20 protein-coding genes and 1 pseudogene are annotated in these 23400 nt (G+C 36.8%); 12 read left to right on the top strand and 9 right to left on the bottom strand.

The features are described from left to right. Window positions 1-373: 373 nt before the first annotated feature. Window positions 374-1285, bottom strand: a complete 912-nt coding sequence (locus MLOOGBEN_RS13505; RefSeq protein ID WP_179158774.1) for an EamA family transporter — start codon at window positions 1283-1285, stop codon at window positions 374-376. Between the two features lie 279 nt (window positions 1286-1564). On the opposite strand from MLOOGBEN_RS13505, the gene MLOOGBEN_RS13500 reads away from it, so the two are divergent. Further along, entirely contained in the window at window positions 1565-2800 is a 1236-nt protein-coding gene (locus MLOOGBEN_RS13500; protein WP_179158773.1) for an ATP-binding protein, read from the top strand. A gap of 240 nt (window positions 2801-3040) precedes the next feature. On the opposite strand, the gene MLOOGBEN_RS13495 is transcribed toward MLOOGBEN_RS13500, so the two are convergent. Then, entirely contained in the window at window positions 3041-3739 is a 699-nt protein-coding gene (locus MLOOGBEN_RS13495) for a hypothetical protein (RefSeq protein ID WP_179158772.1), read from the bottom strand. Between the two features lie 348 nt (window positions 3740-4087). Between MLOOGBEN_RS13495 and MLOOGBEN_RS29245 the strand changes: the two genes are divergently transcribed. Next, window positions 4088-4219 carry a hypothetical protein gene (locus MLOOGBEN_RS29245; protein ID WP_256989074.1) on the top strand — a complete coding sequence of 44 codons (132 nt, stop codon included), beginning with the start codon at window positions 4088-4090 and terminating at the stop codon, window positions 4217-4219. 78 nt (window positions 4220-4297) lie between these two features. On the opposite strand, the gene MLOOGBEN_RS13490 is transcribed toward MLOOGBEN_RS29245, so the two are convergent. The 3 genes from MLOOGBEN_RS13490 to MLOOGBEN_RS13480 all read right to left on the bottom strand — a co-directional run bounded on the left by MLOOGBEN_RS13490 (window position 4298) and on the right by MLOOGBEN_RS13480 (window position 6558). Then, on the bottom strand, window positions 4298-4924 hold the full coding sequence (locus tag MLOOGBEN_RS13490) for a class I SAM-dependent methyltransferase (RefSeq protein ID WP_179158771.1): 627 nt from the start codon (window positions 4922-4924) through the stop codon (window positions 4298-4300). 127 nt (window positions 4925-5051) lie between these two features. Next, a complete protein-coding gene (locus tag MLOOGBEN_RS13485; RefSeq protein ID WP_179158770.1) occupies window positions 5052-5618 on the bottom strand; it encodes a cysteine dioxygenase in 567 nt (188 codons plus the stop codon). A 13-nt stretch (window positions 5619-5631) separates the two neighbouring features. Next, window positions 5632-6558 (bottom strand): DMT family transporter, encoded by a 927-nt coding sequence (locus tag MLOOGBEN_RS13480; protein ID WP_368737783.1) that lies wholly within the window; start codon window positions 6556-6558, stop codon window positions 5632-5634. A gap of 213 nt (window positions 6559-6771) precedes the next feature. Between MLOOGBEN_RS13480 and MLOOGBEN_RS13475 the strand changes: the two genes are divergently transcribed. Next, the gene (locus MLOOGBEN_RS13475) at window positions 6772-7458 is read left to right on the top strand and encodes a hypothetical protein (RefSeq protein WP_179158769.1); all 687 of its coding nucleotides are present in this window, start codon (window positions 6772-6774) and stop codon (window positions 7456-7458) included. 44 nt (window positions 7459-7502) lie between these two features. On the opposite strand, the gene putP is transcribed toward MLOOGBEN_RS13475, so the two are convergent. The 4 genes and pseudogenes from putP to proC form a co-directional block, all read right to left on the bottom strand. Next, window positions 7503-8975 (bottom strand): sodium/proline symporter PutP, encoded by a 1473-nt coding sequence (gene putP / locus MLOOGBEN_RS13470; RefSeq protein ID WP_218781167.1) that lies wholly within the window; start codon window positions 8973-8975, stop codon window positions 7503-7505. A 172-nt stretch (window positions 8976-9147) separates the two neighbouring features. Further along, the gene (locus tag MLOOGBEN_RS13465) at window positions 9148-10410 is read right to left on the bottom strand and encodes a glutamate-5-semialdehyde dehydrogenase (protein WP_179158768.1); all 1263 of its coding nucleotides are present in this window, start codon (window positions 10408-10410) and stop codon (window positions 9148-9150) included. A 49-nt stretch (window positions 10411-10459) separates the two neighbouring features. Further along, window positions 10460-11293: pseudogene (proB, locus tag MLOOGBEN_RS13460) on the bottom strand (glutamate 5-kinase); the annotation flags it as partial. 2 nt (window positions 11294-11295) lie between these two features. Beyond that, window positions 11296-12150 (bottom strand): pyrroline-5-carboxylate reductase, encoded by an 855-nt coding sequence (proC, locus tag MLOOGBEN_RS13455; RefSeq protein ID WP_179158766.1) that lies wholly within the window; start codon window positions 12148-12150, stop codon window positions 11296-11298. A gap of 312 nt (window positions 12151-12462) precedes the next feature. Here proC and MLOOGBEN_RS13450 point away from each other — a divergent pair, with 312 nt between their 5' ends. The 9 genes from MLOOGBEN_RS13450 (at window position 12463) to MLOOGBEN_RS13410 (ending at window position 23384) form a co-directional block, all read left to right on the top strand. Continuing rightward, the gene (locus MLOOGBEN_RS13450) at window positions 12463-12813 is read left to right on the top strand and encodes a hypothetical protein (RefSeq protein ID WP_179158765.1); all 351 of its coding nucleotides are present in this window, start codon (window positions 12463-12465) and stop codon (window positions 12811-12813) included. Window positions 12814-12977: 164 nt separating this feature from the next. After that, window positions 12978-13445 (top strand): PTS sugar transporter subunit IIA, encoded by a 468-nt coding sequence (locus tag MLOOGBEN_RS13445; protein ID WP_179158764.1) that lies wholly within the window; start codon window positions 12978-12980, stop codon window positions 13443-13445. A 164-nt stretch (window positions 13446-13609) separates the two neighbouring features. Next, window positions 13610-15178: an alpha-L-rhamnosidase-related protein gene (locus MLOOGBEN_RS13440; RefSeq protein ID WP_179158763.1), complete on the top strand. Its 1569-nt coding sequence runs from the start codon at window positions 13610-13612 to the stop codon at window positions 15176-15178. A gap of 132 nt (window positions 15179-15310) precedes the next feature. Further along, window positions 15311-17083 (top strand): sensor histidine kinase, encoded by a 1773-nt coding sequence (locus tag MLOOGBEN_RS13435; RefSeq protein WP_179158762.1) that lies wholly within the window; start codon window positions 15311-15313, stop codon window positions 17081-17083. Continuing rightward, entirely contained in the window at window positions 17077-18630 is a 1554-nt protein-coding gene (locus tag MLOOGBEN_RS13430) for a response regulator (RefSeq protein ID WP_179158761.1), read from the top strand. The genes MLOOGBEN_RS13435 and MLOOGBEN_RS13430 overlap by 7 nt, the downstream gene beginning before the upstream one ends. Before the next feature lie 56 nt (window positions 18631-18686). Further along, window positions 18687-19997 carry an ABC transporter substrate-binding protein gene (locus MLOOGBEN_RS13425; protein WP_179158760.1) on the top strand — a complete coding sequence of 437 codons (1311 nt, stop codon included), beginning with the start codon at window positions 18687-18689 and terminating at the stop codon, window positions 19995-19997. Between the two features lie 225 nt (window positions 19998-20222). Then, window positions 20223-21539, top strand: coding sequence for an ABC transporter substrate-binding protein (locus MLOOGBEN_RS13420; RefSeq protein ID WP_179158759.1), 1317 nt, complete (start codon window positions 20223-20225; stop codon window positions 21537-21539). Between the two features lie 85 nt (window positions 21540-21624). After that, window positions 21625-22491, top strand: coding sequence for a carbohydrate ABC transporter permease (locus MLOOGBEN_RS13415; RefSeq protein ID WP_179158758.1), 867 nt, complete (start codon window positions 21625-21627; stop codon window positions 22489-22491). Beyond that, window positions 22491-23384 carry a carbohydrate ABC transporter permease gene (locus MLOOGBEN_RS13410; protein WP_179158757.1) on the top strand — a complete coding sequence of 298 codons (894 nt, stop codon included), beginning with the start codon at window positions 22491-22493 and terminating at the stop codon, window positions 23382-23384. The genes MLOOGBEN_RS13415 and MLOOGBEN_RS13410 overlap by 1 nt, the downstream gene beginning before the upstream one ends. The last annotated feature ends 16 nt before the right edge of the window (window positions 23385-23400 follow it).

Raw genomic sequence — 23400 nt, 5'->3', positions numbered from 1 at the left:
AGGAGGTGAGGCTCTTTTAGCCAATATAGAGGTTATGTTTGAACAGGTAGAAAAAAACGGACAAAAAGCGAAACGACTGAAGAAAAGGACCCCTTTTGAGATCCTTCTTGGCGTGTTCGAAAAAGGCAATATGAAAGCTGCTTAAGCGATTTTGTGAACATAAATATTAAAAAAAAGCCTAGTTTTGAAGGCTTATTAAAGTATGCACTTTTTTAGAATGTAATTTAGCAGCGAATTAGGAATCACAAGAGTAGACAAAATTCCCGCTATTGTCGAAAAATTCGCTTGATGGCTATGGTGCCAGGCACCCCAAAATTTTTGGAAGGTTCCTGGCACTTCTTTTTTTGTGACCTCTACACTGGGACTGCTAATCTTAAGAGGCAGATTCCAAATCCAAAGATGTAGACTTCTTTTTAGTATGAGTGATCTTCAGATTTCCTGCTACAATTCCACCTAATATTAAAACAACACCAAGCCATTGGGACATACTAACATGTTCTGATAAGACTATCGAGGATAATATAACAGCTATTGGGAGTTCAGAGGACGTTAAAATGGTCCCAAGACCTGGTCCAACATGCGGCATCCCGATGGTAAATAAAATCGGGGGCAAGACTACCCCTAATAGGCCAAGATACAAACCGTACGGTGCAATTTCCAATAAAACTGGTATTTCGAATAACCCTGTTGGCGGACTAAGAATAAAAACAGTAATTAAGCCCCCGGTGGTGAATAGAGCACTCTTTTGCACCACTGGTGTATCTTTTTCAATAGAACTGCTAACAAAGATAAATGTGGTATAGGTCAATGCGGAAAGCATTCCCCATCCGGTTCCTTGCCAAGTAATATCTCCGATGCCAACTCCAATAATTCCAGAAGCAAAAATCGAACCAATAATTAGAATACCGATGGAAACAACTTTTCCAAGCGTTGGTGCCTTTTTATAAAAAATCCACTCGAATAAACTGCCAATCCAGACGAATTGAAATAAAAAGATAATCGCAAGAGAAGCGTTAAGTGATTGCAGTGATTGGTAATAAAATAGACTGGTTAAACCAAGTGGAATTCCTGATATAAGTAATTTGCCTATTTTCGGAAGTGTCAGTTTTTTCTTCTTCGTAAAAAGAGCTGCTATCCAGATTAAAAGAGTCCCCATTAAGAATTGACTTCCAGTGACCTGAGAACTAGTAAAACCAGCGGAATAAGCTAGCTTTACAAAAGTTGATAATGCTCCGTAGCAGCAGCCTCCTATTAAAACAATTAGTGCGTATTGCCAAGTTTTCATGTTTTTTACCCCTTTCATTCTAAAAAAACAAACAAAAAAGCCACACAGCTATATAGAAGCTGTGTGGCGAAAATAGAGAATTCTCTAGAAAAGTCCACAAACAAATGATTTTTATTATTCAATTTACCTTTGTCATTATATATGAGAACAAATCGAATGTCAATGAAATAAGAGATTGGTTATGAAAGAAAAACAGATGTATAAATTTTCAATACTGTAGTAAAATAATTTTTATATGTAATTTTTTTAGTCTACAACTCTAACGAAAGGAGTTTCACCTTGATAGAATCATTGCTTTTAAATTTCCTTTTTCTACTATTTCCAGTTTTAACTTTTTTAATATTCTTTGAAAGTAGATTCCATACATATAATCAATACATTCTTACACTCCTTTCATCTATTTCCATGGTTTTATGTATGGCATTTCCTATTAGATTAGAAATTGGCTTTATTTTTGATTTACGCTATATCCCTTTCCTAATTATTGCTCTTTTCGGAGGATTTAAGTTTACGTTCCCACTATTTATTGTCTTAAATACCTATCGGTTTTTAGTAGGTGGAGAAGGAACTATTCATTCGTTTATTTTCGCTTCTGTTATTTTTATAATAGTACCACTAGTACATAAATGGTTTATGAATCAAGATACAAAGAAACAAATCTGGAGTGCTGTAGTTGTCTCTATTCTGACTATGCTCCTGTACCTTACAATTTTGGGTATATTAATGCCAGTATTGAATAGGGAATTCTGGACATTAACCATAAATGCTCTAACTACATATGCTTTCGTCATGTTCATCATCATGATTTTAATAGAGCAAATACTTACTAATATTAAGAACCGTGAATCAACTCAACAGTCGGAAAAATTTAATATAATCAGTGAATTATCAGCTAGTGTTGCCCATGAAATTAGAAATCCACTTACAGTTACAAATGGATTCCTACAGCTTCTAAATAATTCTCAGAACATTACGCAAGAAGAGAAAAAGTATATTGATTTTTCATTAGTAGAATTAAAACGTGCTGAAAGAATTGTAAGCGATTTTCTAGCATTTTCTAAGCCTCAAAGTGAAAACATGATTTTTTCTAATCTCAAAGAAGAAACAGAATATGTTAAAGACATAATTACTCCATTTGCCAATATGCATCAGGTTGATATCCAATATAAATTTACTAACACATTAAATATTCAGTATGATAAAAATCAGATGCAACAATGCTTAATGAATTTATATAAAAATGGGATTGAATCAATGATGGGACATGGCGGGGTCCTTTCTATCAATGTATCGGAACATAAGTATGACATTATGATAAGAATCAAAGATACTGGGGTCGGCATGGCAAAGGAAGAAGTGTTTCAATTAGGAAGACCCTATTACTCTACAAAAAATGAAGGAACAGGTCTTGGCATGTTGATGGTCTATAGTACCATCAATAAAATAAATGGAAAGATTGAAGTACAGAGTGAAATAGGGAAAGGAACTACGTTTATCATTACTATTCCTGCTTAATAAATGTAAGTCAAATGGTGAAAACGTAGGTTTAATAGGAATGAAACATTAAATAAAAAAGACTTAACCCCATGGTTAAGTCTTTTTAATATATATAAATTTCCTTCATTCTCCTTTAATGTTTATTCCTTTCCTTAATATTTTTCATATCTATTCAATCGAGAAGGATTATCCTTGTAATCCTTATGTTTCGATTTGTTTACGATTATGAAATTGTCTTTTCCTTTTTAGATAACGCTTTTAGCCTCCCCTCATGATAAAAATGGGTTGGTTACGATCACCTGGACCGATAAAGTCTAATGCGGCAGGGGAGAATACCATAACTTTTCTTTTAATACCCTCAAAAAACATTCGAATTGGATCTATAACTTCAGTATCTTGAAAGACATGGCCTCCAAAGAATATCTTCTTTTTGGCCCTCCTTCCGAAGACAATCATATTTACCTTTTTAACTGTTTCAACTTTGACACTTTCTTTCAACTCTTCATAAAGTATCACTGGTACTTTTTCTGTTTGTAAAACTTCTTCTTCAATCGAAGCGACTATTCCAATTTCACGTTTATTTAAAACTAAGACGAAGTCATATGCTGTATCCGTTTTCTTTTGCACAACAGACACTTCATCTGTAATAAACGTGACGAAATCTTCGGATTCTTTCGTGGGTGAGTCTGGAGAGGTTTCTTTTTTCTTGATGACTCGAAAAAATACATTAGCTCCAATTTCTTCATCTGTGAAGTCAAAGGGGTTTATACTCTGTGTGCGTACTAGGTACAAATTATTAACCTTTTCTTTGCTGTTTATTTGGACACACAAAGCAACATCTTCATTCACCACCTTTCCCTCATTGTTCGAGAGCATAGGGACATTCATTTTCATTCCTGGAAATTGAACGAAGATGTAGCTGAAGTTTTTCTTTGGCTGTACATCCAGAAGTCTCATAAACTCACAACCTTTCCGAATAGTTACAAGGTTATTTACCATGTGTATGTATAATTCAATACCCGATCCTTCTTTCCTGTTTGGGTATGAAGAGTTTTCATCGTCACTTTCTTATGAAATGCGAGGGTTCCTCCCTATAAGTGAGTATTTATGAGTAATTCTACTAGCGAAAAACAAAGATTGGAAAGTTTTTGTCGTCTAATTCTATGGTTTATTTTATAAAGAAAAAATTACAAATCTAATTTACAAACAAGGGGAAAATAAGTTAACATATATGTAAATTACACATATAGGTAAAGAATTAATAATTATTAGAGTTATCATTTTAATAAGAATGGAGGCATTTTTGTGAGAGAGCAAGAAGAAATTTTGATTTATAAAACTTCCAATATTCTTAGGAAAGATACAAGCATGATGAGGTTAAACGATATTATTGAGGAACTAGTACGAATTATTGAATCCAAAACAAAAGAAAAATGATTCCTCAATTATTACAAAATATAGAAAAGAGCGATTCTCATTTTCGAGAGTCGCTCATTTTATTAAATCAATCTCTTCTTATAATTCCTTCTTACATTTTACAAGAATAAAGTTTATCGAAGGTTTATTTTTCATGTCCTGATTTGGTTCGTCAATTTCTGAAAACTCTACCAGTCCATATTTTTCGAAATCTTGTTTTATAGAGTCAGAATCATAAAAAAACATTTTCACGCCTTCCATGATCTCGAAATAGTCTTTATCCAGTTGTTTGCCCTTCCCAAACATGGGGGCTTTTTTTGAAACCGTTGTAAAAATCATATATCCATTGGGCTTTAACTGATTGAAGCAATCTTTAATAAACTTCTCTCGCGCGCGGCCATTCAATAAGTGAAGTAGTGCATAACAAAATATACCGTCATACAGTTTGTTGTCAAAAGGCATGTCCGTTACTGAACCATGAAAAATACTACTATCAATCCCGTTCTGCCTCGCAAAATCAATCGCTGTTTTTGAGATCTCAATACCTGTTACATTTATTCCATTTTCAATAAAAATCTTTGCATTTCTACCATATCCGATACCCGGGATCAGTATATCTTTAACATTCCTTTCAAGGAAAAAGTCCTTTGTCAAGATTGCGGAGTCTGAAGGTTCAAATCCCCACATCGTTTTCTTTTCTATAAAACTTGATTCCCAGAATTCCATTCAATCCTATCTCCTTTAGTTTTTCTATTGATCCCTAAATTGAATAAAGCATATCCCCAAAAGTATATCTTATTTCAACAAGATTAAAAACCAATTTCAAAACACAATGAGACCTGGATTCCAGGTCTCATTTGTTTAATTTCGAATTTAATTTTATCTCTTTTATCCTCTGATATTGTTCATCTGGCCACCAGGCACCGCAATCGTCTGACACTACACATGCAGCACATTTTTGTAAGTCATAAACAATCATTCCAGTAATGGGTGGGGAATAAAGGTGAAGAGTGACCATATCTGAATGGTTAGAGGCTTTCATTTTATGGACAGCCTTTTTGGGTGCATAAAAGGATTGACCTTTATGATGGTATTGATAAAACAATACTTTAGGTAAGCTATTTCCTTTAACTTCATAAACAGAATTTATAGAAGTGCCTGTAATTACCTGTATCCAGCCGTGAGAATTGCCATGATCATGAGGGGCACACTCCAACTGAGACCAATTCATCACAAGCAGTTCGACTTCTTCATTTTTATATAAAAGCTTTCGATTATAAGGCTTTCCTTCAAATGGTTCTGGTAATTGTGCAAGATCTTCAAGTTTCAAATCAATTTGTAACAATGCATTCTTTAGGTCGGCTTTAGACGGACTTTTTAAGGAATCTAAAACATTCTTAATCTTAGCTGTCAAAGTCATAAAGCTTCTCCTCCTATAGCCGTTTTTTCGTTAAGAAGCGCAACAACATAGGCACAAACTGACCGTTAACGATAACCACTCCTATTATAATTATGATTCCTCCTGCCACACTTATGAGTAAAACCTTTTCATGTAGAAGTATAATAGCAGCAACTAAAGTCGCGATTGGCTCCAAATATAAAAACATGGAAACCTTTGAAGCCTCTAAAACCTCAAGTGCTTTTCCCCAATACCAATAGGCAATTCCCGATACAAAGACACCAAGAAACAACAAATGGGCCCACTCCGAATGGTCCAGCAAAGTAAGGTTTTCCCAACCCCTGTTACGGATAATAAAAGGTGTAGTTAAAATCAAACCTACTAAACACATATAAAACGTTACAACAAGAGGGGGATAAGGGATTTTTAAACTTCTTAATAGCACAGAATAAATAGCCCAGTTTAACGTGCTGAGAATCATCAGCAGGTAGCCTATATTCATGGCGAATTGAATGGAATGTCCACTTCGTGTCGAGGTAACGATAAGGACACCCGTTACCGCAAGCACCATTCCAACAGCCTTTGGGATGTTCATCTTTTTATGCAAAAATAGTAGCGAAAGGATTACTGTAAAGATGGGGGATAACGAAATAAGCCATCCTGCAGCAGAAGCGTTGATCGTTAACAATGCTGTTGCCTGGAGAATCTGATGAACAAATACCCCAAGAATCCCTAAAACCATTAAATGTGGAACATATTTAATGGAGATATATAGCCGATGACGCTGTAATACTAAAAGCAACAAAAGAAATAATGCTCCGATTCCAAAGCGTATAACAAGTAACGAATAGGGGTCCAGCTTTCCTAGTACAGCCTTGGTCGATACAAAAGAAACTCCCCAAAAACTAATCGACAATAACCCATACAAAGAGGCAGTTAACTTCGGTCTAATATAAGTCACGAGCTGAACAGTCCCTTCAGCAAAAAGATAATTATTTAATCTTATGCTTGTCCTAAACCAACAATCAATGTAATTAATTTAAATTTGAATAAAAAATGCCTAAGTTCATATGATATTTTTCTTTTTAGGGGAAAACTATTAGTGAGATAAGTAATAATTTATTCAAATTAGGAGATTGTATTTACATAAGTGGAATAATCGGGAGGATAACGTATGAGAAGAATCAATCCTGGATCCGTCAATTCTTATATTAGATATGGGAATGTTAAAATACCAAAGAGCATACAAAGTGAGTGCCCAGAGTGTCGAAATACTATTGAGTTTGTGATTAATGCTAACTTCCAGAGCAGTAAGAATGGATTGTTAACGGAGTCTAGTTGTCCTTCATGTAAAAAATCTACCGTTTTTATCATTATGACGAAGGATGGTCACGATGAAGGGGAACATGCAGATACCTATATATATGACGTCCAAGCGTCAAAACATCTTATTAATCACATAGAAAGTCTGCCTAATATTCCAAAGGATCTTATAAGGGCTTATCGCTCAGCCATTAATGTTCATCAAACAAGAGAAAATTCAGCAACTGCCGTTATGTCTAAACGTGTAATTGAAAGTATCCTGAAACACTTTCTTAAAGAAAAAAGTAAAGGTCAACCTTTATCACAACAACTAGAAATCCTCCCTAACCATGTGGATTTAGCAAAGCCGATTCAATCGCTGAGCCAGTTGCTTGCCACAGATGGACCCTTACATAAGATGCTTGAATTAGAAAGTGAAATGGATTATGAGACCACCTCATTATTAGTTGATCTACTAGAAAATATAATTGAGTATCTTTTTGTATTACCAGGTAAAATTGAAGTTACCCATACTAAAATTGCAAAGAAATTTAACTAATAAATAAACCCCCTGAATGGAGAATTCAAGGGGTCATTTAAGGATTAAGCTTGCTCTAACTCAGAGCGATATTTATTGAATTCTTCTTGTATCTCCTTAGAAGGAGATTTGTCGATTAGGCTGATAATAATAATTGCAAGACTACTAAATAAGAACCCAGGTGCTAATTCATATAGATCAAATAAACCACCTTTAAGAGATGACCAGACAATAACGGTAACTGCACCGACGATGATCCCAGCGAGGGCACCATTTCTTGTCATGCGTTTCCAGAAAAGACTTAAAATAATAACAGGTCCAAAGGCTGCCCCAAATCCAGCCCAGGCATAACTTACAAGTTCGAGAACCTTGCTTTCTGGATCGTATCCTAACAGAATTGCAATAATGGCAATTCCTAGAACAGCAATTCTGCCAACAATCATTTCTTCTTTTTTAGAAGCGTTTCTTCGGAAAAGTGATTTGTAAAAATCGTTTGCTAATGCACTAGAAGAAACGAGTAATTGTGAGTCAACTGTACTCATGATTGCTGAGAGAATGGCTGCGAGTAAAAATCCGGCTACCCATGGATTAAATAAAACCTGTGAGAATATGATAAAAACGGTCTCAGCGTTTTGAAGAGGTGAATCCGCAAAGTAGGCTATACCTGCAAATCCGACAAATACTGCTCCGAATAGGGAGAGAATCATCCAAACCATTCCAATTAAACGTGCTTTTGGAACGTCTTTTGTTGACTTTAATCCCATAAATCGGACAAGTATATGTGGCTGGCCAAAGTAGCCTAGACCCCAAGCTAATAAAGAAATAACTCCTATTGTGGTAGCACCAGAATATACATTAAGATGTGTTGGATCGATTGCTCCGATTTTTTGAACAGTTTCATTCCATCCGCCAAGTTCAAAGATTGCAACGATAGGTACAACAATTAAAGCTAAAAACATTAAAATACCTTGGATAAAATCTGTCCAGCTTGCTGCTAAGAATCCTCCGAAAAGAGTATACGAGAGAATAACTGCTGCTCCAACCCACAAGGCCAATTTATAATCCATTCCAAAGGAATTCTCAAGTAAAATTGCTCCACCTACAAGACTAGAAGACGTATAGAAAGTAAAGAATACAAGAATAACAATGGCAGAAACGACACGGAGAATTTTAGACTGATCACGGAATCGATTTTCAAAAAAGTCAGGAACCGTTATCGAATCTTTTGATACTTCAGTGTAAACCCGTAATGGTTTTGCGACAAATTGCCAATTGAGATAGGCCCCGACTGATAATCCGATTGGCAGCCAGATTTCGCTCATTCCACCTATATACATGGCCCCAGGAAGCCCGAGCATTAACCAGCCGCTCATATCTGAAGCCCCTGCACTCAAGGCAGCAACTCCTGCACCGAGCCGTCTTCCGCCTAGTACATAATCGTTCAAATCTTTCGTCATTCTTGCGGCTATAATACCAATAACCAACATCGCTGCTAAATAAATAATAATTGAAATTAACGTAGGTACGTTAATAGTCATTTAACCCTCTCCTTTTTCAGTAAAATATGTGACAACTGAAAGTACAATTAGTGATAGCATTGGGACCATAAGCCATGCCCAAGTTGCATCTGTAAGAACATATTCCATGTAAACACCACCTTTCAGATTATTTTCTATAAATATTATTAATTAAGAATCTACTATTATATATTTACCGTATTTGCCCATTTCCACTCATAACATATTTTACGGTTGTTAAAGCTTCTAATCCCATGGGACCGCGAGCGTGAAGTTTTTGGGTGGAAATTCCAATCTCCGCTCCGAAACCTAAAGCAGCACCATCGGTAAATCTAGTAGAAGCGTTATGATAAAGGGCTGCTGCGTCTACATGCTGCAGAAAATAATTAGCTGTTTCACTGTTATCCGTGATAATGGATTCTGAATGCTTTGTTCCATATCGTTCAATATGTTCGATTGCTTCGTCGACATGTTGAACAACTTTCATCGCAATGTGTAAGCTTAAGTATTCATTTTGCCAATCATCTTCATTTGCCAGTGCAGCGTTTGGAATTTCAGATAGCGTTTCTTCATCGCCATGCACAGTGATAGTTTGTGAAGATAATGTGTTGATGAGGTCTTCTTTATGTTTTTTTAGCCATTCCCGATGAATGATTACCGTTTCAATGGCATTGCAAACTGCAGGACGATCTGTTTTAGCATTAACAAGAACACTTAATGCCATTTCAGCATCTGCTTCAGAATCAATGTAAAGATGGCAATTCCCAACACCTGTTTCTAGGACTGGTACACTTGCATTTGTTACCACTTCTTTAATAAGGGATCCGCCGCCCCGAGGAATTAAAACATCGATATGTTCTCTCATCGTAAACAACTGCTGTGAAATTTCACGCTCAGTACTATCAATAAATTGAACGGCTTCTTTCGGAACTTTTGTATGATTAAGGGCGCGTTGCATGACATCAACAATTGCTTTGTTTGAGTTGATTGCAGATGAACCGCCTTTAAGGATAATAGCGTTTCCAGATTTTAAAGCGAGACCAGTGGCATCTGCGGTTACATTTGGCCTGGCTTCATAAATCATTCCAATTACACCTAATGGGACCGATACCTTGGAAACACTAAGTCCATTATCCAATCTTTGATTTAAAAGTATCTTTCCGGTTGGATCATCAAGCGCCGCAACCTGTCTGAGACCATTTGAAAAATCAAAGATTCTCTTTTTCGATAATGCCAAACGGTCCATATAGGCTTCGCTAAAACCTTTTTCACGTCCTACCTGTAAGTCCTTTTCATTTCCATGTAAGATGAGTGCAAACTCCGTTTCCAATCTTTCAGCTAATGTATATAATGCCTGGTTTTTATCTTCTGTTGAAAGAAGACTTAACACTTTTCCTGCTTTTTTTGCCTGTATCGCCTGAGCTTCTACCGTTAATTTTTCATTTAATAAATGCATCAAATCCTCCTCTATTTTTGCGGCTCTATATTAACTTCTTTTTTTCCTAAGGTACTGAGTTAAAGGCTATCCATTTTTCCTTATGGTTTAGATAAGTTGATGGTTTTTCGCTTTTAAAATAGGTTCCTTTCGCTTTGCCTGCAAGACAATCGATGACTACATTTTTGCGGGCAGCATTTCCGAGAAAGGTAGTAATTCCTGAGGCCATGGCAATCTTTACTGCCTCAATTTTTGATTTCATGCCGCCTGTTCCAATCATAGTCCCGGAACCAACCGCAGCAGCTTCGATTTCTGGAGTAATTTCAGTTACATACTCCAGCAATTTAGCATTGATGCTTTTTGAGGGATCTTCACTAAATAACCCATCTATATCAGACAAAATAACTAATTGATCCGCATCTATTAATCCAGCTACCTTGGCTGAGAGTGTGTCATTGTCACCAAAATTTATGCGATCATTTGTAACGGTGTCATTCTCATTGACGATGGGAACCATACCTCTTTCTAATAATACGTTTAAGGTGTTTCTGACATTTTTATAACGATCTTCGTCTAAGAAATCACTTTTGGTAATTAGTATTTGGGCGGCAACATAACCGTGGGATAAAAAAAGTTCAGAGTAGGATTCCATCAATAATCCTTGGCCAATGGAGGCAGCAGCCTGTTTTTCTGGTAATGTATTTGGGCGTTCTAGACATCCTAATCTTCGGTAACCAGCAGCAACCGCACCTGATGAAACTAAAACCACTTCATATCCATGATCCTTTAGATAGACAATTTCATTGGTAAGCTTTTCAATTTTCCTCCGGCTAATTTCACCATGACGGCTTGTTAACGAACTGCTGCCAATTTTAATTACTATCCTAAGCGATTTTGTGTTCATGATCATCCAATCACTCCTGTGCCTAACTTAGGTTTTTCTAGCTGTATGCTAATCTCTTTGGAGCGATAGGCGGCATGTTTTATGGCCTCAGCGATTGCTTTTCCACCGCCATTCCCCTTAAGTGCCTCTAAACCTGCTGCGGTTGTTCCATTAGGAGATGTTACATTCTCTCTAAGAATCTTTGGGGACGTACCGTGTTCTTGTATCATTTTTGCTGCGCCAACAACTGTTTGGGCAATAATTCGCCGAATAATCTGTGAATTCAGGCCGCCTAGTTTTGCTTCTTTTTCCATGTGCTCCATTAAGTAATAAAAATAGGCGGGTCCACTTCCAGCAATCCCTGTAAAGAGATCCATTTTTTCTTCTGGTATAACGTAGACTTCACCAATACATTGCAACAGCTCTTCTGTGATTGAAATGTTTTGATTTGAGGTGTGTTTTCCGGCGGAGATTGCCGTAGCCGATTCCCCAATCATGCTAGATGTATTTGGCATAACCCGTATTACTTGTTGCTCAAACGGAACATTCTTTTCGATAAATGAGGTGGTTATACCAGCTAAAACAGACAGGATTAAGTGATTTGGTTGTATGGTGTCAAACATTGATTTTAATGAGGCTTCTGCATCTTTTGGTTTCATAGCGAGGACGATGATATCAATATTATTCAGATCTAGGTTATCTCGATTTACCCCAGTGATTCCGTATTTCTTCTGTAATTCTTTTAATCGGTGGTTGTTGCTCCGATTGGTTACAATGATATTTTTTGGTGGAACTTTCGTAGAATGTACGATTCCTGAAATCATCGCTTCCGCCATCGATCCAGCTCCAATAAACGCAATTTTCTTTTTTCCTAACATGCAATCTCTCCCATATTGTTCGTATTGTTGTTCTTGTTTTTTTCAATGACCTAATACTAACATGTGAGAAATCGATTTCAAGGGAAAAAAGGGAAATAATGTGTATATGACCTAATTAGTGAGCATGAGGCAAAATACCACCTTTTCATTAATCAAAAAGAGCTCTCAGGCACGAAAATCGTCTCTCAAGGGGAAATTTGAGGTTTTGTTGGACAGTGATAGCGGGTACGAGGTTAATTTCACTTTGTAGCATAACACCCACCTTTTACATAAACTTTTCTTAGAGATATTAGACATGGAGGAGATGGGTGTATGTACTTCGAAAGGCAAAAGGCTATGAATTTGGCAGAAAATATAAAAGAGTTTATCGAATTTATCCATCGTCAAAAAAATAAAAACAGCTTTCGAATTAATTCAGATAAATTGTATCAGGTTAATCTTTGGATTGAAGATTTTAAGTTTCAAATATTAGCAGATGAACTTATTAGAATAAATCAGTTTGACTGGGATGGTAAGTATACGTTTTATTTAGTTGATAGATTGCAGCAAGGAATAACTATTATTGATGAATATGTGAAAAACAACTATCATGATTTGTTTATCTTAACTGCTAGATTATATACATTGAAAAATCTTAGTACGGCATTTGGTAAAATGGCATAATCTTACCCTAACTTCGCACACTTAGCGGAGTTTTTATTTTTTTAAAAGTAGAAAATGCTTATGTTTTGATAAAGTTAGAACAATAGGAGAAAATAATATAGTGATAAAATGGTTTCATTGCTTAATAAGTTATCCATTTAATTCAATAAAAGGCGGTTTTATATATGTTTAAAAATTTATTCAAAAGTAAAAAGGTTGAAAGTGATAATACGATTTTGCAGCCATTAGAAGGCGAAATCGTACCTCTAGATGTTGTTCCAGATCCTGTGTTTTCTCAAAAAATGATTGGTGATGGTTTTGCTATAAATCCTATAAATGGTACAGTTGTTTCTCCTGTTGATGGAGAAGTAATCAGTGTATTTCCCACAAAACATGCGATTAGTGTAAAGTCAACTGATGGCAGGGAAATATTAATTCATGTTGGTCTTGAGACAGTTTCTCTAAATGGTGAAGGTTTTACAGCGTTTGTAAGTGATGGTCAAAGTGTCCAAAAGGGTCAAAAGCTGCTTGAAGCTGACTTTCAATCCATTAAAGACAAAGTACCTTCGATTATTACACCAGTGATATTCACTAACTTGGCTGAAAACGAAAAAGTCGTCATTGAAGAAGAAGGGGTAAGAATTACGAAGTAAAATACCAGAGGGACGGCTCTTCTGGCACTTTTGTGCCAGAAGAGCCGTCCCTCTGGTTTGGTTAATGCCTAAAAAAAACAGACATAATCCAAAAATATAACGCTTTCAATCTATATTTAATTAACTTAAACTAGGGCTAAATTGAAAAAGTTGGAGTTAGTGATATGAGCATTCAAAAATTAGAAAATCAAGAGATTGTACGAAATGAACCACTTATCGAATTAGCTGGAAAATTAAAACCGGAACTTCGCGAAACTATTGTGAAGCCAACTGCTATTGTAGAAATAAAAGGAGATAAAGAAGTGATTCATGGCTGGAGGGCAGAGTATGCGGCCCCGGCATCCACTCTACTAGAAAATGAATTTAGCAAAAAGGATTCATTTATTCTTGATTTTGGCGATCACCAGGTAGGTTATCTTTCAATTAATATTCGGCCAGCGGGCAGTCCGCCAGATGCACCGCTTAAATTGAAGCTGACAATTGGTGAAATGCCAGTTGAAATGGCTGAACCCTTTGAAAACTCCGATGGTTGGCTAAGCAGCTCATGGCTTCAGGAAGAATTGATTTTTGTGGATGTATTGCCAGCTGTGATTAAGTTACCCCGCAGGTACAGCTTTAGGTACGTGAAATTTGAGATAATAGATACATCGCCAAAATATCGTGTTGTCTTTGAAAATATAGAATGCAGAGCAGTAACCTCCGCAAATAGTAAAAATGTACAGACCATTTCCCACCAAGATGATCTCCTTCAAAAAATGGACGAGATTAGCATTAAAACACTGGCAGATTGCATGCAGGATGTATTTGAAGACGGACCGAAACGAGATCGCAGACTCTGGCTCGGCGATTTACGGTTGCAGGCATTAGCCAACTATGAAACATTCAAAAACTATGATTTAGTTAAACGTTGTCTTTACCTATTTGCAGGTGTTCCAGATGCAAAAGGAAGGGTTGCGGCAAATGTTTTTGTTGCACCAACCCTGATTGCAGATGATACCTATCTATTCGATTATTCCTTGTTCTTTGTTTCAACATTACATGATTACTATCTTTCAACAGGCGATTTAGAGACTTTAAAGGAGCTATGGCTAATAGCCTATCGCCAGATTGAACTTGCGCTTGAACGTTTAGATGAGCATCATATTGTTAATGATTCTAACGATTGGTGGTCATTTATCGATTGGCAGGAAGGGCTAAACAAACAAACTCCATCACAAGCTGTGTTAATCTATACATTGAAACAGGCTATTCGACTTGGAAAAGAATTAAATGCACCTGAAACAGTCAGATTGGAAGACTGTTTACCAGAAATAGTTGAAGCCACAAAAAACTATTTATGGGATGAAACCCTGCAATTTTTTATTAGCGGCGGTGATCGACAAGTCTCTTGGGCAAGCCAAATTTGGATGGTACTTGCAGGGATCTTGACTAAGGAAGAAAACCAAAACCTAATGATCCGATTATTAAAAGAAAAGCCTGAGGTTGGAATTGCTACTCCTTATATGTACCATCATCTCGTAGAAGCACTGATAGTTTCAGGAGAAAAAGAGCTTGCGATTTCAGAAATGAAAGCCTACTGGGGTGGGATGATTCAAGATGGAGCGGATACGTTCTGGGAACTATATGATCCACAAAACAAAGAATTTTCACCCTATGGCAGCCATATAATAAATAGCTATTGCCATGCTTGGAGCTGTACACCAACCTATTTAATAAGAAAGTACAACCTTTAAGAAAAGTTAATCCAGTACGCTGCAGAAGCCCTTGCTTAAATGCAGGGGCTGTACGTAATTTCTAATTTTAATATAGTAATCCATTATATTTCAGTTTATGATTACTATATTAAAGTAATAGGGCGGTCAATCATGAGATTAATAATCAGAAGAGTCAGAAACCATCTCCGCAATGACAAAATAAGATATAAGTACTTTTTAATTATGATCTGCCTCTCCATTTTACCACTATTATTGCTAGGCTTTATTTCTTTTAATATCGCAAAAAATACACTTGTTCAAAATCAATTAGAAACCACGGGTAATAATCTTCGGACTTCCAGTGAAGTGACGGATTTGTTATTTCGAAACATCATTAATATGGAACGTGTCATTTCATGGAGCGATAGTGTTCGCGAAGAATTGGTCGACAGCGCGGCTTTTTCCGAAGTAGGGAAAAATGGTTTGGACGAGAACACAACGAAACGAATGCAGGATTTAATATCCAGCTATTTTATTGATACGCAGGATATTGATTCGGTTTGTTTATTTGACGTTTATTTTCGCCCTGTGTGTTACGGAAATGATAAGAGTATCGGCAAGTACCATACAAGTAAAATATACAATGAGATTTCTAAAACAGATTGGTATAAGAAGAGCGTTAACACGCAGGGAAGGCCTATTTTCTTAAGTTATAATGTCCTCGCCAATGAAGAGGATGATACTACTTTTTCTTCTGTTAAACTATTACGCGATCCACAAAATGTTTTTGACACAAAGCAAATTGGCTTACTAGTGGTTAATATCAAAAAATCAATGTTTTCGAGAGTGTTAAAAGATGATAGTGATAGTGTAATAGCTGTGATAGATTCGGCTAGGGATGGGGGAAATACGGTTTTTAGCAATCCCTCTAGCTTAAATACGGAGATAAGTGAAGGGAAGAATACCTTATCAAGTTTTGAGACATTAAAAAATAAAGGGTATCTTGTCAGCAGTTATACCAATCAGACGACAAGCTGGACGTTAACCTATATCACAAAAGAAAAGGACCTTCTAAAGCAGTCTAACAAAATTGGAATTATTACAGCCAGTATTGCATCCAGTATTGCGTTCATCGCTTTATTTATTTCTTACATTCTTTCTGGAAAAGTTGCCCGGCCTTGGGTGCAATTAAAGAAAATGACGTTTGACTGGGCAAAAGGGCTTTTGGGATCAGGCGGAAATAATGAAACTGACACAATTGGAGCGATTGGAGAAACATTCCAAAGAATTACGGTTGAAAATATCGAGTTAAATGAGCGGCTTGTCCATTCACAGTTAAAAGAACGGGAGGCAGAACTTCGTGCCTTGCAGGCTCAAATTAAACCACATTTTTTATACAATACGCTGGATTCCATTTATTGGATGGCAATCCTACAAAAAAATCAAGATATTGCAGAAATTGCAGTCGCTTTATCTGAAACCTTCAAACTGAGCTTAAATAAAGGAGAAGATTTGATACCAATATCAAAGGAATTGGAGCATATTCACCACTATTTGACCATTCAAAATTTCCGATATCGAGACCGTTTTCGTTATATCGAGGAAGTTGACCCAAACTTACTTGAGAAACCAATTCTTAAACTGCTGCTTCAGCCGTTTGTGGAAAATGCTATCTATCACGGTTTAGAGCCAAAATTTGGGGAAGGGACCATTGAGCTAAAAGGACGAATCGAAGGAGATTGGATGATTTTTACCATTTCTGATGATGGTGTTGGAATTGAGGATCTGAGTGTAACTGAGAGCGGTTATGGACTTAAAAATGTTCGGGAAAGACTGATGTTGTTGTACGGGCAAGACAGTACGCTTACATTAACAAGTAAGGTAAATGAAGGAACCTGCATAGAGATAAGGTTTCGGGAAGCTAAGGAGGAGAAGCAATGTTAAAGGCAGTTATTTTTGATGATGAATACATTGTCCTTCAAGGCCTGCAGATGATGATCGATTGGTCAAAGTACGGGATTGAATTAGTCGGCACTGCGACAAATGGGTTTGCAGCGATTGATTTAGTAGAAACCCATTCACCTGATATTGTTTTTACAGATATTCGAATGCCTGGAATGGACGGCTTACAGGTGGTTGAGAAAATTCTAGCATGTGCACCGGAAATTATCTGTATTGTTTTTAGCGGGTTCAATGAATTCGAATATGTAAAAAAGGCACTGAAGCTTGGAGTATCAGACTATTTAGAAAAGCCAATCACGATTCCGATGATGGAGGAAACACTAAAGAGAACACTTGAAAAAATAAATGAGCAAAAAAAGGTCCTTTCTCTTAAGGAAACATTAGAGGACAGTCGAAATGTTCTGATCGAAAAAGCTGCATTGGATTTACTTCTTCAGGGAGAAGAAGCTGCATTGGATTTACTTCTTCAGGGAGAAGAAGCTGCATTGGATTTACTTCTTCAGGGAGAAGAAGCATTACCAAGGTGGCGGAATAGCTTTGGAGAAGAATTAAACGATATTGTCGGAGTAACAGTACTGGCTCTTTCAGAAAGAATACCTGACATCCCAAGTCACTCGTCCTACTTTTCATTGTATCTTCGAAATGGGAAAGAACATTTACTTGTCATTTTTCATTTTCAAAAAGATAGTTCAGAGCTTTTAAAGGAATTATTATATCTGCCGGGTCAACATGGCATCACAGTTGGCTCTGGACGGACCTATCAATATCTTACTGATGCAGTTAAAAGTTATAAAGAAGCACAGCAAGCATTACGATATGGGCAGTTTATGGAACAAGGAGAATGGACGCGATTTGAGGAAATTGGGGAGAATCCCAATATTCCAGGCGATTTGTCGGAACAAGAAGAGGCGATTATTTTCTATTTGCGGACAGGTGATAAATCAGGGCTTTTGAGGCAGCTTAATGAATTTATTAACAAAGTCCAAACCCAAAGGTTAAATCCTGATGTAATAGAACGAGAAATTCTAAAGCTAATCTATCTGGGACTGGAAGTAGCGAAGGAGACTGGGGAAGATGTATCAACCATTACCCAGCGAAATTACCTGCCGCATATTGAAATTAGAATGCTGAATACAAAAGAGAAAATGTTCAGCTGGCTTAAAGATCAAATGGAAATGATTATGGACTGGTTCCTGCAGGTTCGACGTGATAAAAAGCATGAAGCTGTTGAGAAAGCTAGTAAATATATAGAAAAGAACCTCTCAAATGATTTGACTCTACAGGAGGTTGCGGAGTATGTTGGGATGAATACAACATACTTTAGTCTCCTCTTTAAGGAGGAAATGAAACTTTCCTATATCAAATATGTAACAAAGCTTCGAATGGAACGGGCTAAAGTACTTTTACGCGAAGGGTATAAAGTCGCGGATGTAAGTGAAAAAGTAGGGTATCATACCTATCGTCATTTTTCTGAATTATTTAAGAAACAGGTTGGAGTAAACCCGGGTCAATATCGAGATTCCTTTTAACACTCATTCACTGAATGCATCTAAAGAAATTAGATTAGAAAGAAGCGGGAATCAGTATGTTGAACAAAAGAAAAATACTAGCAGGATTTGTTCATTTAGGACTATTTTTTAGTATTGTGACAGGCTGTGGCAGTAATGATGGAAGAATTATTAATCATTCAGACACCAAAGAGGTTACCGTAACGATTCTTTTTGATAGTCAGATTGAACAGGATGGAATAAGAGCCGTTGCAGCTAATATAGAAAAAAAGTATAACATAAAAACGGAAATTGAAACACGTCCCAGCGGAGTAGAAGGCCATGAGGTAATAAAAACTAGATTAGCAACAGGTGATATGACTGATTTGGTTTTTTACAATTCAGGTTCGCTTGTGCAAGACTTAAACCCAGAAGAGTACTTTGTGGATTTAAAAAATGAACCATTTATGAAGGATGTATTAGAACCCTTTAAGAAATCGGTTATGGTTAATGGCAAGGTATTCGGGGCCCCAGTAGGAAATGCTTTTGCTGGGGGGTGGCTGTATAATAAAAAGGTTTACAAAGAGTTAGGGTTATCTATTCCAAAAACATGGAATGAATTGATGGCAAATAGCGAAAAAATTAAGGGTGCTGGTAAAACAGCGGTTATTGGCACGTATAAGGAAGAGTGGACATCACAGCTTATTGTCCTCGCAGATAATCACAATGTAATCGCCGAATATCCAACATTTGCAGAGGATTTAACAGCTCATAAAGTTGATATCGCCACAACACCGACAGCATTAAGAAGTTTTGAAAAATTATCCGAAGTGTATTTGAAGGGTTATTTAAATAGCGACTTTCAATCATCGAGCATTAATGATGGATTAAAAATGTTAGCAGAAGGTACCGGGGTGCAGTATCCTTATATGTCAAAGGGGCTTATGGAAATTGCTAAACAATATCCAAATCAAATGAATGACATCGGATTTTTCCCTCAGCCTGGAGATAACCCTGAAAGTAATGGATTGACAATGTTTATGCCAGCTGCCATTTATGTAAATGAGAATACTCAAAATTTAGAAGCAGCAAAAAAATGGGTAGAATATTTTATCTCTCCCGAAGGAGTAAAAATATATCAAGCGAAACAGATCCCAATCGGACCATTTGCCCTAAAAGGATTAAACGTGCCGGACCATGTCATGCCAGCTGTGAAGGATATTCTAACCTATTTTGAATCAGAAGAAATCACACCAGCACTAGAATACCTTATTCCTTTAAAAGGTCCAGATTTACCTCAAATCACTGCAAAAGTAGGCAGTGGAACCATCACAGCAAAACAAGGTGCACAATTATATGATCAAGACCTTGAAAAACAAGCAAAACAAATTGGACTTAAAGGCTGGTAATAAGGTGAACGTTTTTATAGAAATAGTCTTTCTTTCATTAAACCATGAGAGAAGGCTATTTTTTTTCTAAAAGACACAAAATCGGTACGATTCCAAAAAAAACGGACGTATTCCAAAAAATGCATCACTTAAAAATTAGCTTGAAAGCGCTTAAAATTAAATTAATCACCAAGAAGCAAGAAAATTAAAGTGTTTTAGAGCAGACATTTAAGAGGGGGAAATAACATGGCCAAAAGAAAAAAGATTGTATCATTGTTGCTTAGCAGTGCACTAATGGCAGGCATATTAGCAGGTTGTACCAGCAAAGAAGAAAAAACAGGTTCAGACGGCAGCAAAAGTGGGGAAACAGAAACGATTACATTTTTAATTGACAATCAAACACAATTAGATGGAATCGAAGCCATTATTGATGAATTTGAAAAGAAGAACAATATTAAAGTAGAAATTGAGACACGTCCTGGTGGTGCTGAAGGCGATAATATCATCAAAACACGTCTTGCAACTGGAGATATGACAGATTTAGTTTGGAATAACTCAGGATCACAATTGCAGGCACTAAATCCGGAGCAAAATTTTGTAGATCTTAGTAAAGAACCTTTTATGGAAAATATAATGGAAGATTACCAACAAGCTGTTTCCTCAAATGGCAAAGTGTTTGGTATTCCGGGCACTCCAACGAATGCAGGCGGATGGTTATATAACAAAAAGGTGTATGAAGAACTTGGGCTGTCTGTACCTAAAACATGGGACGAGTTAATGGCGAATAACGAAAAAATAAAACAAGCTGGTAAAACAGCAGTAATTGGTACATTCAAAGACACTTGGACATCACAAGTAATTGTCCTTGCAGATAATTACAATGTACTTGAAGAAAATCCGACTTTCGCAGAGGATTTTACTGCAAACAAAGCAAAAATCTCTACTACTCCAGCGGCACTTCGCAGTTTTGAGAAATTAGAAGAAGTATTTAAACAAGATTACATGAATAAAGAATTCCTAGCTACTGGCTATGATGCAGGTTTAAAAATGTTAGCTGACGGTGAGGGTGCTCACTACCCAATGATTACGTTCGCGTTAGCAAATCTTGCAACAACCTTCCCAGATAAAATGCAAGATATCGGAATTTTCGCTCAGCCAAGTGACAGCGCAGAAAAGAATGGTTTAACTGTGTGGATGCCAGCAGGTATCTTTATTAACAAAAATAGTGAGCATATTGATGCAGCAAAGAAATTTTTAGAGTTTTACGTTTCTCAAGAAGGTGTGACAATCTATTCATCTAAAATCCCGCCGACTGGCCCGTTTGCCATTAAAGGTGTAGAACTTCCTGATAACGTGTACCCAGCAGTTAAGGATATGATTCAGTACTTTGATTCTGGTAATAATGCTCCTGCCCTTGAATTCTTAAGCCCTGTTAAAGGTCCAAGCTTAGAGCAAATTACAACTCAAGTCGGCAGTGGCATTAGTTCCGCAAAAGAGGGCGCCGAATTATACGACAAAGATGTTGAAAAACAAGCAAAACAATTAGGTCTTGAAGGATGGTAAAAAAATTCTAATCGATTAAACATTGGCCCTGACTAGACTCTAGCAGGGCTAATCTTTTACTAACGCTTGTAGGGAGGAGCAGCAGATGAATAAGTTAGCAAATAAAACGTACACCTATTACTTCTTATTGCCCGCAGGAATTGTTTATTTTGTCTTTTTCTTGTTGCCAACGATTATGTCATTGTTTTTCAGTATGACATGGTGGACATTAACAGATTGGAAATTTATTGGCTTTGAAAACTTCGTAACTTTTTTAACAGAACCTTCTTTAAATATTGGTTTTAAAAACACATTAATTTATGCGGTCGTGACAAGCGGTTTAAAGGTCATTATTGGCCTGCTACTTGGTGTTTTTCTCAGTTCAAAGCTTAAAACAGTCGGATTTATCCGTTCCATGGTATTTTTCCCAACTTTGCTGAGTACCATTGCTGTTGGGATTGCTTTTACGATGATGATGCATCCTTCACAGGGGATTATCAATATTGTATTGCAAGGTATGGGAATTGTTGGCCCAGATTGGTTAGGAGATACCAAGATTGCTCTTTTATCTGTCGCGCTAGTAGACGTATGGAAAGGTGTCGGGATGGCGACGGTCATTTTCATCGCTGGTATAATGTCGATTCCAGAGGATTATTATGAAGCACTTATGATTGATGGCGGGAATGCATGGCATAAATTTAAAAGCATCATTTTGCCGCTTAGCCGACCTGCGATGAACACAGTCATTATTTTATCTTTTATTGGCGGGTTACGTTCTTTTGATTTAATTTGGACAATGACAAAAGGAGGTCCAGGTTTTAGTACTGACCTGATTGCTTCAATTATATATAAACAATATCAGGCTGGTTTCTTCGGTCTCTCAACAGCTGGAAACGTAATCTTATTCATACTCGTTTCTGCTTTAGCCTTCCCTCTGTACACGTATCTGAATAAAAAAGAGGTGGATTTGTAATGAGTAAGGTAATAATAAGCAACCCTAATTCAACCCCGATAGTAATCCCAAAAAGCAGGGTAAAGACACGTAAAAAGCTATGGAAACTATTTGTTGAAACTTTTTCAGTTTTGGCTACATTAGGTATCTTTGGAATTCCTTTTTATTTTGTCATTATAAATGCATTTAAGAATACGCAGGAATCCTCTCTATTGAATATGGATTGGCCCAGCTCCTTTCATTTAATAGAGAATATGAAAGAAGTAATAAGTGCAAGAGATGGCATGATTATTCGTGCATTTTTTAATAGTGTGATGATAACCGGAATATCGATCGTCTTGTTAATCATTCTCGGTGCCGCTGCTGGTTATGTATTACAACGTAAAGTAACGAAAGCGACTCCCTTCTTTAATTTTCTTATACTTGCAGGGCTCATTATCCCTCCAGCAGTAGTTCCAACCATTTGGGTGCTGCAGGAAATCGGACTGTTTAAAACAATGCCTGGAATTGTTCTTGTAGAGGTGGCACTGAATTTGCCATTTACAATTTTATTGTATCGAGGGTTTATGGTGACGATCCCTAGGTCACTAGATGAAGCAGCATTGATAGATGGATGTGGAAGATTTAGATTGTTCTTTAACATCATTTTACCCTTGTTAAAGCCCGTATCAGCAACTGTAATCGTTCTAACTGCGGTGAGCGTCTACAATGATTTCGTTAATCCACTATACTTCTTCCCAGGTGCAGAAAACGCAACATTACAGTTAACACTCTATAATTTTATGAGCATGTACATGACAAAGTGGAATCTACTCTTTACAAATATTCTCTTAATCTCAATACCGCCGCTGATCCTATTTATTATCTTTAACAAGAAAATTGTTGCGGGTATGACGGCAGGGTCAGTTAAGTAGAGAATCTCATTCAAAA

This window comes from Bacillus sp. EB106-08-02-XG196 (assembly GCF_013396335.1).
GTDB lineage: Bacteria > Bacillota > Bacilli > Bacillales > Cytobacillaceae > Neobacillus.
This window is presented reverse-complemented; position numbering and strand designations above follow the sequence as displayed.